Here is a 14,172-nt window from a genome sequence, read left to right on the forward strand (position 1 = left end):
GTCAGCAGCGCGCGAAAAATCGATAGTAGCGCCTTCTGACAAGGAGCAACGATGATTACAAGAAGAAGATTCACGAGCGCGATGCTGGGTGTTTCGATAGCGGGGATTGCAGCTCACGGTACGGACGCATGGGCTAAAACGGCCGGCACGGTGAAGGCCGCGACCCAGGCGGGTGCGTTGAAAGCGGACGCGGCGTCGGGCGATGTGCTGGCCCGAGCCGATACGATCCGCGAAAGTCTGACGTGGATCGAAGCGCAAAGCGGGGGCCGGCTGGGTGTCGCGATCGTCGATACGACGTCGAGTTTGCATGTGGGGCTGCGTGCGGACGAGCGCTTCCCGATGTGCAGCACGTTCAAGGTGCTCGCAGCGGGTCTCGTGCTCGCACGCGTCGATCGCCGCGAAGAGGATTTGCAGCGGCGCATCGTGTTTTCGCAGCGCGACGTGGTGGAGAACTCCCCCGAGACCAGCCGGAATACGCGCGAGCTGACCGGCGACGCGGGCATGACCGTCGCGCAGTTGTGCAAGGCGGCGCTCACGCTCAGCGACAACACCGCCGGCAATCTGCTGCTCGCGAGTTTCGGCGGTCCGGCCGCGCTGAACGCGTTTGCGCGCAGCCTCGGCGACCCCGTCACGCGGCTCGATCGTATCGAGCCGGCACTGAACGAGGCGACGCCCGGCGATCCGCGCGATACCACCACGCCCAACGCGATGCTCGGCAATCTGCGCGAACTGACGCTTGGCGAGCGCTTGTCGACGGCTTCGCGGATGCAGCTACTCGCGTGGCTCGCCGCGAATCGGACCAGCGCGACGCGGATTCGCGCGAAGCTGCCGAAGGACTGGGGCGTCGGCGACAAGACCGGTGCCGGCGAGCATGGCACGACCAACAACATCGCGATTCTGTGGCCGCCGGCACGCGGGCCTATTCTGGTGGCCGCGTATCTGACCGGCACAGCCGGTGACGTGGCGCGCGATAACGCGGTAATCGCGAGCATCGGGGCGCTGGTGGTCGAGTCGGTCTCAGGGCGAATTGTGCGACACTAGGGCCGCATCGAAGGGGGCAACCGCGAACTCGGCGCGGCGGTAGGCGGGCAGCAGCGGCCACGCGCAACAGACGTGCAGTAGTGAACGGCCAATGCGGATTGCCTCGATGGAGGTGGTGAGAAGTTGACTGTCCAGATGGAATGCTCGACATATTCTGCCGACGTTCGTCCCGGTAAGCCGTCGGCTTGATTCACGTGCATCATTGCCCTCGATCGGAGTTCACTATGTCCGTGTATGTTCTGGCCTTGCTCATCGGCATCGTCGCCGGCCTTCGCGCGATGACTGCTCCCGCCGCGGTCAGTTGGGCCGCGCGTCTCGGATGGTTGCCGCTGCAGGGCACACCGCTCGCGTTTTTCGGCTTTGCGGCCACGCCGTACATTTTCACGGTGCTGGCATTCATCGAACTGATCACCGATCAACTACCCGAAACCCCCAGCCGCAAGGTGCCGTTGCAATTCGGCGCGCGCATCGTGCTGGGCGCGTTGAGCGGCGCGGCAATCAGCGGCGCGCATGGCGGTCTGGCGGGCGGCGCGATTGTCGCCGTGCTGGGGGCGGTCGTCGGCGCGGTCGGTGCGATTATCGGCACGCTCGGCGGCGCGAAGGCGCGTGCGTCGCTGGCGAGCATGTTCGGCCGGGATGCGCCGGCGGCGTTGATCGAGGACGTGGTCGCGATCGTCGGTGTCGCGCTGATCGTCGTGTCGCTGCACGGCTTCTGACGATAACGTGAATGCGGCGGGACGCGTTGCGCGTCCCGCCGCATGTTCTTGTTTCGAGTCGGCTGAGCGAGTGGTCTCGCGGTTTCAGCTAGCCCGTGCGATTCGCGAACCCGCCGCCACTGTTGCAACTGCGGCGCTGGTCGAAACCGGAGTCGTCGCGGCCGGCGGGATCAGCTTGCCTTGCACGAGCAGGCCCAACGTCTTCACGACAAGAATCGCGATGATTGCATTCGCCGCGATGAACAGAACCGGTGCGGCCCATGCGAGCGGACCCGTTGCGCCATGTTCGAGAATGCGCAGGACCATCGTCGGCAGCGCAGCCACGCCGAAGCTGAAGGCCCAGTAGCCGGGCACGAAGGCCTGTTGGCGGATCCACGGCAGCAAACGCAGCAACAGCATCGCTTGATACAGACCGTAGCCGAGCAGCGCATACGCAAACAGGTCAGGCGTGCCGGTGGTCAGGCTCAGGTACGACACGCCACCCACCACCGGCGGTGCGAGCTGAATGCCGAGCGTCGGGCGCAGTGCTTCGGGCAGCGGGTCGTGCACGGCGGCACGATGCAGGATCTTCGATTCGAGCGCGAGCCAGGACAACATAGCGGCGCCGAAGAACAGTTCACCGAGTTCATGGAAACCAAATGCGGCTGATGCGGTGGCCGCGACGAAGCCCGGTGCGACGGTCGGCAGATAGATCGCCGGCGTGGTCAGTTCGGGCTTGCGGCCGCCTTGCCACAGCTTGCCGTGCAGCCACGCGCCGAGTGCGAGTTGAGCGACGGTGGCCACGCCGAACAGCGTCAGCGCGAGCGTATGTGAGTAGGGTTGCAGCAGCACGGCGGCGAGCAGTGTCGATACCGGTCCGAGTGCCGCGAACGACGATTGCACCGGATGTGCCATTTCCGCGCGGGCATCGGCGGCATGCGTGAGCCACTTGTGGCCATAGGCGAGCATGATCACGACCCACACGGCCAGCGCGCCGACCGTCAACAGCGTTCCCGCGAGCTCGGGCAGATGCCACACGCGGATTGCCACGCGCCACAGATTGGCGAGCGCCAGGCCGCCCACCGCGATTCCGAAGAAAGCAACAGGTACCGCACCACGATTGCCGTTCATCACCCATCTCCTGAAGTTGCGACGCGCTACGGTGTGTGTTGCTGTGCGCGATCGATGGGTGTCACTGTAAAAGGCGGCGGCCAATCGCTGAATGCTGCAAACGCTCGACAAATGGCGCGCGCGTCTCAAGCTGTTTTTCGTGGTGAGACAAGTGTTTGGCGCACGCCAATATGACGCGGGCGTGACGTGGAAGTCGCGCGAAAGTGCCGCCCGTTAGCCGCCCATCTGCTTCAGCATCGTCAGCAGATGATCGAAGGACAGCGGCTTGCGCGCATACGCGATGTGCGGATTCGGTTGCACCGGAATATCCGATGCCGCGCTGCACAGAATGATCGGGATGTCGCGCAGTTCCGGATCCGCGTACAGCGCCGCGCACAACTGCGTGCCCGACATCACCGGCATCATGCAGTCGGACACGATGATGTCGGGCCGGTTCGTGCGGATCAACGCGAGCGCGGCGGCCCCGTTCGACGCGGTCAGCACCGTATAGCCCTGCCGTTCAAGCAGCAGCCGCCACACGGTGAGGATGTCGAATTCGTCGTCCGCGACCAGAATGGTTTTCATGAGCGGCTAGGTTTTGCGCCGCGATTGCAGCGTGGCCGACAGGCCGGGCGCCGATTGCGCGCTGGTGGCGCTCGCCGGCCCGTCGATCACGTCGATGCCTTGCGATGAAATGCCGAGTTCGCGCAGCGAGGTGTCGTGCGCGCTTTCGCGCTGCTTGACGACCGAGATCATGCGCCGCAGTCCGGCGTCCGTTTCCGCGTAGCGCAGCAATACGAGGTTCTCGGTCAACGCGGATACGCGCACGCTTCTCGCGTGACCCGGATCGGCGTACAGAGGCAATTCCTCGGTGACGAGCGTGGTGACGGCCGCTTCGCGAAGCTGATGCATCAACGCGTTGAGGAATAGCCCGAAGCGTTCGGGGCGTAGCGCGGAGTCGCGGAAACCTTCGACCCCGTCGATTGCGATGCGTGTCGCGCCGGTCTGTTTGACCGCGGCGAGCACGCGCGCCGCGACTTCATCGACGGCAAGTTCGATCGCGGGTTGCCAGTGAATCGTCAGACGGCCGTCGTGCCAGGCATCGGCGAGCGGAATCGATACGGCTTCGGCTTTGCCGATCAGCCGCTGCGGTCCTTCGTAAAAGCCCAGATACACGCAGCGTTCGCCTTGCGCGAGACCGGCCGCGAGAAATTGCAGACATAGCAGCGTTTTACCGACACCCGATGGTCCGATCAACGTCGTGGTCGAGCCCTGCGCGAAGCCGCCGCCGAGCAGCCTGTCGAGATGCGGCAGGCCGAAGCCGAGACGCGCTTTCAGGTCCACGGGACCGGGCGGTTGCGCGCACTGCGCTTCGAGGCGCGGGAACATCAGCAGTCCGCTTTCGGCGATACGGAAGAAATGCCTGCCCATCAGATGATCGCGCGCGCGCATCTTGTGCACTTCGATTTCGCGCGCGCGGCGCATGCCGTCGTTATAGCGGTTCAACTCGATCAGCCCGTCGACGAGCGTGTGCTCCGGATGCGGTTCGTTGCCGGAGAGCGGCGCGAGCAGCAGCGTGGTGCAGTCCATCGCAGCGACCAGCGCGTTCAGTTCGTGGATGAACTTCGATAGCGACAGCTCGGTTTCGCTGAATTCGCGTGCGCTGCGAAACCCGTCGATGATCATCAGACTCGGCCGGTAATCGTAGATGCTCGACGCGATCAGCTTCAGAAAGCCGTCGAGGCCGTCCTGCATCAGTTCGTGATAGCCGGACACGAACAGCATCTGCTGCGCGACCGCGGTTTCGTCGAAGAAGCTCAGGCCTTTCAGATGGCCGAGCAGCTTGTCGTGCGATTCGGCGATCAACGTCATGTACAGCACTTTCTCGCCCTGTCTGACACGATGAAAGCCGATCTGACTCGACAGGATCGTTTTGCCGGCGCCGGCCATTCCTTCGAGCAGATAGACGCCGCCGCTCACCAGGCCGCCGCCGAGAATCTCGTCGAAGCCGGGTACGCCTGTTTCCACGTTTCGTCGCGCGATGCGAGGCTGGGGCGCGTGAGACGGAGGCAACGGAGAGGGCGTACTGGATGCGTGCTTGGTCATTGTCGATATGTCGTTCGAAGTGCGATAACCGGCGCTATGGCGATGAAACGGCCGGTGCTGAACCCCTTCGTGGTAGCAATCCCTGTTCCCGGCCTGTCGTGCATGGCGATGCGTGACGGCTGGATCGCGGGGATTCTATCTGGCAACGCGCTATTTGGCGAACCGCGGGCTCTGGCGTGTTCCAGCCGAGCTAGATAGACGCGCGCGAGACGCGCGCGCGGCATCGGCGCCGTGCCGCGCCGTGCCGTATACAATCCGGCAGCGCCTGACTGTCGCGGTATTTTTCTCCGCTTATTTGCCAATTCGATCCAACCCATGCCGAATCCGACCCGGGCCTTTCTTCTCGGCCCGCTCCTGAAAGGCGTCTCACGCTCCTTTTATCTGACGCTGCGCGTGTTGCCCGTCGGCATGCGCGACCCGATCGGCCTTGCGTATCTGCTCGCGCGCGCGGCCGACACGATTGCCGATACTTCGCTGATTCCACCGGACCAGCGCCTTGCCTTGCTGCTCGCGCTGCGCAACCAGGTCAATGGCGTCGCGCACGACAGCGCGCTGTTCCAGCGTATCGCCGCCGAAGTCGCGGGGCAGCAGTCGCAGTCGGATGAAAAGGTGCTGCTCGAATCGCTGGGTCCGGCGCTCGACGTGCTTGCGCAACTCAGCGAATCCGACCGCCACGCGGTGCGTCAGATCGTGACGACGCTGACCGAGGGCATGGAATTCGATCTGCGCACGTTCCCCGACGAGCGTTCTGGCCAGCTCGCGGCGCTGCGCGAATACAGCGAACTCGATCGCTATACCTATCTGGTCGCCGGCTGCGTCGGCGAGTTCTGGACCACGATGACCTACGCGCATCTGCCGGGCACGCTGAAAGAGCTGCCTGACACGATGACGCAGCGTGGCGTGCGCTTCGGCAAGGCCTTGCAGATGACCAACGTGTTGCGCGATTGCGGCAAGGATCTGCGGATCGGCCGCTGTTATTTGCCGCAAAGCATGCTCGATCGCCATGGGCTGGATGCGCATGAGCTGCTGCAACCGGCCAATTCGATGCGCGCGCGGCCGTTACTCGTCGAGCTTCTGCGCCACACGCTCGATCATTTCCGCGCGGCGCTCGATTACACGCTGGCGATTCCGGCGAGCGCGGTGCGCTTGCGCCTTGCGTGCCTGTGGCCGATTCTGATTGGCCTCGAAACCCTGCTATTGCTCGCGGATAACGACGCATGGCTCGATCCGGCGAAGGTGTCGAAGGTGACGCGCAATACCGTGTATCGGATCATCGCGTCGTCGCTGCTGCTGGTGCCGTCGAATGCGCTGGTGCGCAATGCGATCGACAAGCGGATCCGGCAGGTTGAAGCGCGGCTGTGAGCGGCGTCAACGTGTCGCCCCGCCCCGCATACCAGGCGTTTCAGCCAGGACCCTACGTCCTCGATACCCGACCGATCGAGCCGTACAGCAGCCAGTTTGATCTGGATCGTTGAACGGTCAACAATCGGGAAACCCCTAAGCCCATCGGTCCGCGCTTCGCGTTAGTCTCTTCCAAAAGAGGAGACAACCGATGCGACAGGCGTTCTATATTGCCGTGGTGCTTTTGCTTGGCTATCTGATGGCCGATCGGGCGCTGATGCGCGCTCAGGCCGGCGAGGTCGGGACGATTACGTGTCACCAGGGCGCGTCGCTCGTCAAATCGGACGCGTTGAAGAAGGGCTTTGGAGAGGCCGGAGCGGGCGCGCAGAGCGAGAGCTTTCTGTCGAGCTGTCTCGTGACCGGGCGCGGTCAGGTCGGCGATCTGATCGCTCGCGAATGACACGCGACTGACATCAAATCAATCACGCAAGATTCGGCGCGGCGCGCAAAGTGCCGTGAAGAATGCGCCGCGAAAAAGCGCCCAGACCGCGAAGGTCCGGGCGAAGTCATCGGCAAACCGATGACGGAGGTAACAAAACATGAACTGGCCCGCGCCCGGAGATACCCGGTCGCGGGCCAGTTCATTTGAATCGGGGTGCGCGCCCCAACGGCGCACTAAGCGGTACGGCGCGTTCAACGTGCGCCAGCGGTTCGTGTCGGCGCGATGCAGCCTGACGTCGACGTGCGATGACTGCCTGACGAACCGCTTTCTACTTTCTACCTGCTACTGCTTACTGACCGAAGTAGATCGACTTCATGTTGGTCGTCGGCGCTGCGTGGCTCGATTGCGACGTACCGTTTGCCACACCGCCGAAGCCGCTGGTTGCCGCTTGCGCGACACCGCTTTGCGCGTCGACACGAGCTTGCGCGGCCTGGATGTTCTCCGGGTAGTACACGTCGGATTGCCCCGGTTGATAGCCGGCCTTTTCCAGTTGAACCAGTTCGGCGCGCACTTGGGCGCGGGTCACGGGCTGGTTCGATTGTGCAAACGAAGCGACCGGAGCGGCGATAGCGGCGGCGATTACAACGGCTTGAATGAGCGATTTCATGATACTTACCTCCAGTTTCAGGGTTCTGTGTTGCTGCGAACGTGCTTGTTCGTAGTCAGTGATTGCATTGTAGTTTTGAGAACTGGAGAGAGTAATGGCGGTTCTGAGGATTATTTGTTGCTGATTTTGAGATAGACTCGCGGAACTTTAAGGGTTAACGCGTAACCATCGCTGCGGTGCATCACTGCCGGCGGCGGCGCGCCGCCAGCGCAACGTCGGGCCTCGGTGCCGCGTGCTAATCCGTTGATATGGAACTAGTCTGCGACGTCGTTGCTCACGCATCGTTGCGCGGCACGCCGGTGTTCGCGCCTGCCGATTGCGATAAACGCGTGAATGCGCCGCTCGTGCGCGCATCGCGCTGGTCCCTCGCGTCATAGAAGTCTTTGCTGAGCCATTGCCCGAAGCTCGTCATCAGCGAGCCCAATGCGCTCTTGAAGCGCACCCACGCATTGCCGGTTCGCGCGAGGCCCGCCGCGGATTCGACTGCTCCCGCGGCGAGCCGATCCAGTTCCGCGTGCAGAAAATCCGCGAAATGATGCAAGCCATGCTGGTTGCCGTTCGACGATTTGCGCTCCAGTTCGACGTGCGTGGGGATCAGCGACTGATTGGTTACGCGGATAAACGCAGGCGTATCGGTGCGCGCAACGTCGGCACCGTGAATCGCCACGCCGATGCTTGCCGCTGCCTGCGTGCGCTTGCCAAGCGGTTCGAGATGCCACTTGTCGCACAGATACTTCAGCAGACTGCAGTGATCGAATTGCGTATTGCACACGCCGGGCTTGCACCATGGCGACACCAGAATCGCCGGCACTCGTACGCCGAGCTGTTTGAAATCGAAGCTGGTGACGTGTTCGTCGGGCGCTACCGCATCGGCCGGCGGCGGCACGTGATCGTAGAAGCCGCCATGTTCGTCGTACAGCACCACGAGCAACGTGCGCTCCCACAGCGCCTGATTCGAGCGCAACGCGTTGTAGGTATCGGCGATCAGCTTTTCCGCCTTCATGATGTTGTGCTGCGGATGATCGTCGTTTTGCGCATCGCCGAAATACTTCGGCTCGATCAGCACGAATTGCGGGAATGCGTCGGCGGGACCGGCCGCGTCGTGAAAGAACGTGTCGAAAAGGTGATAGTTCGCGAGATTCTCCGCGCGCCGCTGGTTCTTCAAGAGCAATGAAGCGGGGAAGTCGTAGAAATAGACCTTCCATGTTTTGCGCGCGGCATTCAGGCGATCGAAAAGCGTGTCCTGGTCCTGCTCGGTGTACCAGTGCGGACTCAGTGCATCGAGTCCGGAAGGCATGCCGGTCTGGCCTTTCGATGTGCCCGTCAGCGCGAAGTAGCGGTTCGGCCAGGTCGGTCCAGGTAATGACGAAAACCAGTGGTCGCAGACGGTGAATTGCGAGCCCAACGTGTGCAGCGCGGGCAGAAAGCCGAGTGGGTAATAGCCCATGATGTCTTGGCGCGCGGCAAGGCTGCTGTTCGGATAGTCGTGCACGAACGAGCTGACGAAGCCGCTGTTGCCGCCGGCGATCTGCTTCATGACCGCGTCGTGTTCGTGATTCGGATCGTGCTTCATTTGCCGCTCGCGCGTCGCGCGAGGGGAGAACGTGTGGCCTTTGCCATCGGCGTTCGATTGACCGGCCGCATTGCGTACGCCGTCCAGATCCCGATGCACGGCGTCAAGACAGCCGAGCATCTGGTCGAACGAGTGATTCTCCATCAGCAGCAGAACGACGTGTTCGATCGGATCGTTCTGCGCATTCTGCTCGATGTCGCTCATGTTTATCGCTCCATTCGGGACGGGATGGATCGCGTGCGGGTGATCGCGCGGCACGTTGCCGCCGGGCACGGCGCTGCCAACTTAACGCAAATCGTTGGGATGGGAAAGCGTTTCGCTGGTGATGCAGCGAGATGGGACATAAGCGACAAACATGCGCGCGGCGGGTTGCGATACCCGCCGCGCGCACGGTTTGCTTAACGAAACAGCGCTCAACTGCCCGAGAAGATCGGCCCTTGTCCGCCTGGCGAGAACGGCTGGAACACGTCGGCATGCGGCGCGGCCGCCGTGGCCGGTGCGCGCGAGCCCGGTTGCGAAGCGGGTTCGCGCAGCGTGACCGCGCTATCCGGCGTGATCGGCACACTCGGCTTCGCGAGCAATTCGGTCTTGCGCATCGAGCCGACCGACGTGCCGAAGTAGTAGCCGATGATGCTGATCCACGCGGTACCCAACGCGCCGACGACCACGTTGACCAGATCCTTGTTGCTGCCCGGCAAAGGCTGGAACGCCATCAGCAGCAGGATGCCGAAGAACCCAGTGGTGACCGCCATCGCGAGTACTTTCGGCACCCAGTCGCGATTGGCGACACCCATTGCGCGCGCGCCGGCGCGATCGTCGGCGGCGATGCGGGCCATGTCGGTTTCATGCGCGAGGCTCGCCTGCGCGGCGGTCACCATCAACTGCTGCAATTGCAGCGAGTTCGCGCTTTCGGCCTGCCTGATCTTGTCGATCGCGCCGGGTTCGTTCAGCGCGGTCTCCACGATGCCGGGATCGCTCGGCGTGCCGAGCGCGTGTGAAATGATCGCCGCGGCGGCCGTGACGCCGAGCCCGACCGGTCCACCTACGAGCCCGCCGAGAAGCGGGGCGGCGTTGCCGATGTTCGTCGCTACTTTAGACCAGTCCATCATGCTGCTCCCAGAAGAAGATTGGCTGCCATGCGTTCGGTCCAGCCGCGGCTGAAATGCGGCCATGTATGCAGGTTTCTCAGATACCGCAAGCGATACGCGGCAAAGCGCATCACGAACTTCATCGCGTCGACGCTTTTGACCGCGTCGAGCGTGTCCGGTCCGAACTTGCCGTCTTCCTTCGCACCGGACGCTTTCTGCATCCACAGCACGACGAGGCCGCCGTTGTAGTTCGCATCGAAAATCTGGAACGCGACACGCGGGTCGAGTTCGTCCAGATGCAGCGGATCCCAGTACCTGCGTTTGGCGATCTGGTGGGCGGTATCGAGCGGCAGATCCTTCATCGCGCCGGTATAGCCCTCGGCACGCGCGACGCGCGCCGTCACGCCCCACATCGTTTCGCCACCGGGATCGGCTGGATTGAAGCTGTAACCGCCTTCATTTCCGATCAGGGCTTTGAATGCGTCTTCGAAACTGTCCATCGAACTGTCTCCTCTTCGGTGTGTTGCCGGGTGAATCTACGACTCGAACATCGGATGCATTCGGCTTACACCGGACGCATTGCACTTCCTCCGGTACCGCGCGCCGTTTCAAGCGCTGCCTGAAGCGGAGATGCCGCCGGTGGATTCGGAACGGGCCTGGCGTGAGCGCCGGCCTTGGGTATGGAATCGCCCGCGTCCTGCGCCGCGTTGGCGAAGTGAGCCAGTTCGCTTTCGCGGCTGGACAGCGTGCCGGCATCGAGTTGCAATGCCTGTGCGTATTTGCGCGAGGCGCCGCGCAGGTCGCCCTGACGGTCGAGCGCGCGGCCCCATTCCGCGTATGACGGAGCCAGATCGGGACGCAGTGCGACGGCGCGCGAGAGCTTGTCGATCGCTTCGTCGTAGCGGCCGGCGGCGACGAGTGCTTCGCCCCAGTCATGCAATGTGTCGACGGAATCGGGCTTCATCGACGCGGCCCGCTTGAAGGCGTCGAGTGCTTCCGTGTAACGATGCGCGTGCAACAACACGTCGCCGAGCAGACGCAGGTTCTCCGCGGTGCGCGATTTCTCGCTGGCGCCGGCGCGCAGTGCTTCGAGCGCGTCGTCGACGCGATGCTGTTGTTCGAGTGCGATGCCGAGACTTGCGCGCAGTACCGCCGAATGTCTGTACGTGGTCAGCGCTTCGCGAGTCTGCTGTTCCGCTTCTTTCGAGAGCCCCTGACTGGCGAGCAGCCAGGCTTTGCCGGCGAGCGCCCACTCGCCCTGTTCGGATGCGGGCAGCGCGAGTACTTCGTCATAGATCGCGACGATGTCGCGGTAGTCGCAATGCGCGAGCGAGCATTTGGTCTTCTGCACCTGCGAGAACAGATGGCTGGCGAGAATGTTCGGCTCGGCAAGCCGCATCGCCCTGATGGCAATTTCGCGCACGAACTTCTCGACGTCCCGCCCTTCGAACGACACCACGCTTTCGCGGGCATTGAACGGGCCGCCTTCTATCTGCACATGCGCGATGTAGGAATCCGTATTGGCATCCATGCTCGTGATGCCGACACGCACGACCACGTCGTTGCGCTTGATAACGCCCTTGATGAATCGCACCGTCGTCGCGTACGACATTTCCTGCCCCGGAATCTGGATATCCGGTTGTGCGTCGTTATCCGTCATCGTGTCGTGCGGGATCGATTCAGCGTCCTGACCGATCTCCTTCATCGACGACATGATCCGCTCGGCGAGGAAGTTGGACGTATAGCCGCGCTCGGTCAGCTTTTGCGGTGCTTCGACCGGCGGCACCAGCAATTGCCGCGTCAGCACGCCGTGCACGACGAGGCACAAGAATCCGATCGTCAGTACGGCAAATACCCATGGCAATACGTACGGCCACAACCGCTTCGGACCTCTGCCGATCAGCCCGGCGGTGCGCAGCCCGAATAGCACGAAGCCGCCCGAATGACGACGCTCGCGGCGATTCTCGGCATTGCCGCGAGCGAATGGACCCGTGCTCCCATTCATTGGCCGACGTTGACTCTGCGCACTCGACATGACTCACCTCGTTGCGATCTTTCGATCGATGTTGGCAACCGTCCGACTTGCGCGGGATAACGCATCGAACGTGCCATCGGGGCGAATGCAAGGCGCCAGCGTGGTTCAGGCTTTGGGAGGCGAGCGGGAGAGCGCGAAAGTGTCGCGTGCCGGCCAACGTATCGACAGCGATAGTCTGGCTGCGGGAGACATCGCGCGAAGAAGCGGGTTAAATAAACGCTTTCACGCGACGGAAAATGAAAATGCCGTTCAGTCTGTGACTGAACGGCATCTGTCGTTACGGGTACTTCAGGCGATTTGCGCGCCGTATCTGAATGGCGCGGTTACTACGCTGCTGCTTTGCTCACTGCGTGGCTCAAACCGAACTCGGCCGCCACTTCAGCAGCCGGTTTTCGACTGCAGTCAACAGATAGTCCGCCGCGAGCGCCACGACGGCGAGCACGATCATCGCCGCGAACACGCCGCTTGCATTGAACGCGCCCTGCGCGGTCGAAATCAGCAAGCCGATACCCTGCTTCGAGCCGAGGAATTCGCCGACCACCGCGCCGACCAGCGCAAAGCCGAAGCTCACGTGCAAGCTCGCGAGAATCCAGCTGAGTGCCGACGGAATTACCACCGACGTCGTCACCTGGCGGCGCGACGCACCGAGAATCTGCGCATTCGCGATCATGTAGCGGTCGGCTTCGCGCACGCCCTGGAATGCATTGGCGAACACGACGAAGAACACCATCACGACCGCGAGCGCGACTTTCGACGCCATCCCGAGCCCCAGCGAAATCACGAACACCGAACCGAGCACGACGCGCGGAATCGAGTTGGCGATCTTGATGTACAGGCTGAACACGTCCGACAGCAGCTTGTTACGGCCCAGCACGATACCGCAGACGATGCCGCCGATCGCGCCGATGATGAAGCCGAGCCCGGTTTCTTCCAGCGTGACCCATACCTGCGTGAGCAACGGGCCTTGCGACGTGCCGTTCACGAACCAGTCGACGATCTGATTGAAGATCTCGGTTGGCATCGAGAAGAAGAACGGGTCGATCCACTTCAGCCGCGCGGACAGTTCCCAGCCGCCGAGCACGACGACGAGCACCAGCACGCGCAGCGAAATCACCAGCGCCTGACGCTGACGGATCTTCTTTTGCGCGACGCGCTCGACGTGAGCGAGCGACGCGGCATCGATGCCCGACGGCATCATCTGTTGAGAGGGTGTAGACATGGTTGCCGTTCCTTGATTAACCGATTTGCACTTCTTCGCGCAGGTCGTGCCAGATGTCGCGCGAGATTTCGATAAAGCGCGGGTCGTAGCGGATCTCCGACGTGATGCGCGGACGCGGCAGATCGATTTCGTACACTTTCTTCAGCGTTGCCGGGCGCGCGGTCAGCACGAACACGCGGTCGGCGAGCGCGATGGCTTCTTCCAGATCGTGCGTGACGAACACGACCGAACCGGCGCCACCCCACAATTGCAGCAGCTCGTCCTGCATCAGCGTGCGCGTCTGCATGTCGAGCGCCGAGAACGGTTCGTCCATCAACAGGATTTCCGGCTTGTTGATGAAGGTTTGCGCAAGCGCGACGCGTTTGCGCATACCGCCGGACAGTTGATGCGGATAGTGCTTGCCGAACTTCTCGAGACCCACGCGACGCAGCCATTCGTTTGCTTCGTCGTAAGCGGCCGATTTCGAACGGCCGCGATACAGCGGGCCGGCCGCCACGTTATCGAGCACCGAGCGCCACGGAAACACCGCGTCGGCCTGGAACACGAAGCCGATACGCGGATCGATGCCGTCCACCGGCACGCCCATCACGCGCACCTCACCGGTGGTCGGCTTCAGCAGGCCGGTGATCATGCTGAGCGTGGTGGACTTGCCGCAGCCGGTCGGGCCGACCACCGCGACGAATTCGCCGCGCGCAACAGCCATGCTGAAGTCGCGCAACGCAACGGTTGCCTTGCCGTCCGGGGAAATGAAACGGCACGACACGTTGCGCATTTCGATCGCTGGCGTATCGCGTGACGTAGATTGATTCATCGGCGGTTGCCTCGCTGTACTGTGGATTCTCGGGATGTCGAACG

The 14,172-nt window shown here is 62.8% G+C and carries 14 protein-coding genes; 4 read left to right on the top strand and 10 right to left on the bottom strand.

What is annotated here, in order from left to right; all coding sequences use genetic code 11:
- Positions 1-51: 51 nt before the first annotated feature.
- Both bla and L0U82_RS20720 read left to right on the top strand, forming a co-directional pair.
- Complete coding sequence (bla, locus tag L0U82_RS20715; RefSeq protein WP_233834041.1) at positions 52-1,041, top strand: class A beta-lactamase; 990 nt, start codon at positions 52-54, stop codon at positions 1,039-1,041.
- A 224-nt stretch (positions 1,042-1,265) separates the two neighbouring features.
- Positions 1,266-1,757, top strand: a complete 492-nt coding sequence (locus L0U82_RS20720; RefSeq protein WP_233834042.1) for a DUF4126 domain-containing protein — start codon at positions 1,266-1,268, stop codon at positions 1,755-1,757.
- A gap of 84 nt (positions 1,758-1,841) precedes the next feature.
- Here the strand turns inward: L0U82_RS20720 and tehA are convergent, their stop codons facing one another.
- The 3 genes from tehA to L0U82_RS20735 form a co-directional block, all read right to left on the bottom strand.
- Entirely contained in the window at positions 1,842-2,867 is a 1,026-nt protein-coding gene (gene tehA, locus L0U82_RS20725) for a dicarboxylate transporter/tellurite-resistance protein TehA (RefSeq protein WP_233834043.1), read from the bottom strand.
- 213 nt (positions 2,868-3,080) lie between these two features.
- The gene (locus L0U82_RS20730; protein ID WP_233834045.1) at positions 3,081-3,431 is read right to left on the bottom strand and encodes a response regulator; all 351 of its coding nucleotides are present in this window, start codon (positions 3,429-3,431) and stop codon (positions 3,081-3,083) included.
- Positions 3,432-3,437: 6 nt separating this feature from the next.
- Positions 3,438-4,952 carry an ATPase domain-containing protein gene (locus L0U82_RS20735; RefSeq protein ID WP_233834046.1) on the bottom strand — a complete coding sequence of 505 codons (1,515 nt, stop codon included), beginning with the start codon at positions 4,950-4,952 and terminating at the stop codon, positions 3,438-3,440.
- A gap of 315 nt (positions 4,953-5,267) precedes the next feature.
- Here L0U82_RS20735 and L0U82_RS20740 point away from each other — a divergent pair, with 315 nt between their 5' ends.
- Both L0U82_RS20740 and L0U82_RS20745 read left to right on the top strand, forming a co-directional pair.
- Complete coding sequence (locus L0U82_RS20740; RefSeq protein ID WP_233834047.1) at positions 5,268-6,314, top strand: squalene/phytoene synthase family protein; 1,047 nt, start codon at positions 5,268-5,270, stop codon at positions 6,312-6,314.
- Positions 6,315-6,504: 190 nt separating this feature from the next.
- Positions 6,505-6,753: a hypothetical protein gene (locus L0U82_RS20745; protein WP_233834049.1), complete on the top strand. Its 249-nt coding sequence runs from the start codon at positions 6,505-6,507 to the stop codon at positions 6,751-6,753.
- Between the two features lie 331 nt (positions 6,754-7,084).
- Here the strand turns inward: L0U82_RS20745 and L0U82_RS20750 are convergent, their stop codons facing one another.
- The 7 genes from L0U82_RS20750 to L0U82_RS20780 form a co-directional block, all read right to left on the bottom strand.
- A complete protein-coding gene (locus tag L0U82_RS20750) occupies positions 7,085-7,402 on the bottom strand; it encodes a DUF4148 domain-containing protein (protein ID WP_233834050.1) in 318 nt (105 codons plus the stop codon).
- Positions 7,403-7,676: 274 nt separating this feature from the next.
- Positions 7,677-9,179, bottom strand: a complete 1,503-nt coding sequence (locus L0U82_RS20755; RefSeq protein WP_233834052.1) for an alkaline phosphatase family protein — start codon at positions 9,177-9,179, stop codon at positions 7,677-7,679.
- Between the two features lie 209 nt (positions 9,180-9,388).
- The gene (locus tag L0U82_RS20760; protein ID WP_233837433.1) at positions 9,389-10,081 is read right to left on the bottom strand and encodes a hypothetical protein; all 693 of its coding nucleotides are present in this window, start codon (positions 10,079-10,081) and stop codon (positions 9,389-9,391) included.
- The gene (locus L0U82_RS20765) at positions 10,081-10,563 is read right to left on the bottom strand and encodes a glycoside hydrolase family 108 protein (RefSeq protein ID WP_233834053.1); all 483 of its coding nucleotides are present in this window, start codon (positions 10,561-10,563) and stop codon (positions 10,081-10,083) included. The genes L0U82_RS20760 and L0U82_RS20765 overlap by 1 nt, the downstream gene beginning before the upstream one ends.
- Positions 10,564-10,628: 65 nt before the next feature.
- Positions 10,629-12,098, bottom strand: a complete 1,470-nt coding sequence (locus L0U82_RS20770; protein WP_233834054.1) for a tetratricopeptide repeat protein — start codon at positions 12,096-12,098, stop codon at positions 10,629-10,631.
- Between the two features lie 355 nt (positions 12,099-12,453).
- The gene (locus L0U82_RS20775; RefSeq protein WP_233834055.1) at positions 12,454-13,317 is read right to left on the bottom strand and encodes an ABC transporter permease; all 864 of its coding nucleotides are present in this window, start codon (positions 13,315-13,317) and stop codon (positions 12,454-12,456) included.
- A 16-nt stretch (positions 13,318-13,333) separates the two neighbouring features.
- Complete coding sequence (locus L0U82_RS20780; RefSeq protein WP_233834057.1) at positions 13,334-14,128, bottom strand: ABC transporter ATP-binding protein; 795 nt, start codon at positions 14,126-14,128, stop codon at positions 13,334-13,336.
- Between the last annotated feature and the right edge of the window lie 44 nt (positions 14,129-14,172).

It is taken from the genome of Paraburkholderia sp. ZP32-5 (assembly GCF_021390495.1).
Classification (GTDB): domain Bacteria; phylum Pseudomonadota; class Gammaproteobacteria; order Burkholderiales; family Burkholderiaceae; genus Paraburkholderia.

Bases quoted from the DNA above. Each gene is read 5' to 3' on its own strand.
- L0U82_RS20750 (WP_233834050.1), bottom strand. From the start codon at position 7,402: ATGAAATCGCTCATTCAAGCCGTTGTAATCGCCGCCGCTATCGCCGCT.
- L0U82_RS20730 (WP_233834045.1), bottom strand. From the start codon at position 3,431: ATGAAAACCATTCTGGTCGCGGACGACGAATTCGACATCCTCACCGTG.
- L0U82_RS20770 (WP_233834054.1), bottom strand. From the start codon at position 12,098: ATGTCGAGTGCGCAGAGTCAACGTCGGCCAATGAATGGGAGCACGGGT.
- L0U82_RS20745 (WP_233834049.1), top strand. From the start codon at position 6,505: ATGCGACAGGCGTTCTATATTGCCGTGGTGCTTTTGCTTGGCTATCTG.
- L0U82_RS20720 (WP_233834042.1), top strand. From the start codon at position 1,266: ATGTCCGTGTATGTTCTGGCCTTGCTCATCGGCATCGTCGCCGGCCTT.
- tehA (WP_233834043.1), bottom strand. From the start codon at position 2,867: ATGAACGGCAATCGTGGTGCGGTACCTGTTGCTTTCTTCGGAATCGCG.
- L0U82_RS20740 (WP_233834047.1), top strand. From the start codon at position 5,268: ATGCCGAATCCGACCCGGGCCTTTCTTCTCGGCCCGCTCCTGAAAGGC.
- bla (WP_233834041.1), top strand. From the start codon at position 52: ATGATTACAAGAAGAAGATTCACGAGCGCGATGCTGGGTGTTTCGATA.
- L0U82_RS20765 (WP_233834053.1), bottom strand. From the start codon at position 10,563: ATGGACAGTTTCGAAGACGCATTCAAAGCCCTGATCGGAAATGAAGGC.
- L0U82_RS20755 (WP_233834052.1), bottom strand. From the start codon at position 9,179: ATGAGCGACATCGAGCAGAATGCGCAGAACGATCCGATCGAACACGTC.
- L0U82_RS20760 (WP_233837433.1), bottom strand. From the start codon at position 10,081: ATGGACTGGTCTAAAGTAGCGACGAACATCGGCAACGCCGCCCCGCTT.
- L0U82_RS20780 (WP_233834057.1), bottom strand. From the start codon at position 14,128: ATGAATCAATCTACGTCACGCGATACGCCAGCGATCGAAATGCGCAAC.
- L0U82_RS20775 (WP_233834055.1), bottom strand. From the start codon at position 13,317: ATGTCTACACCCTCTCAACAGATGATGCCGTCGGGCATCGATGCCGCG.
- L0U82_RS20735 (WP_233834046.1), bottom strand. From the start codon at position 4,952: ATGACCAAGCACGCATCCAGTACGCCCTCTCCGTTGCCTCCGTCTCAC.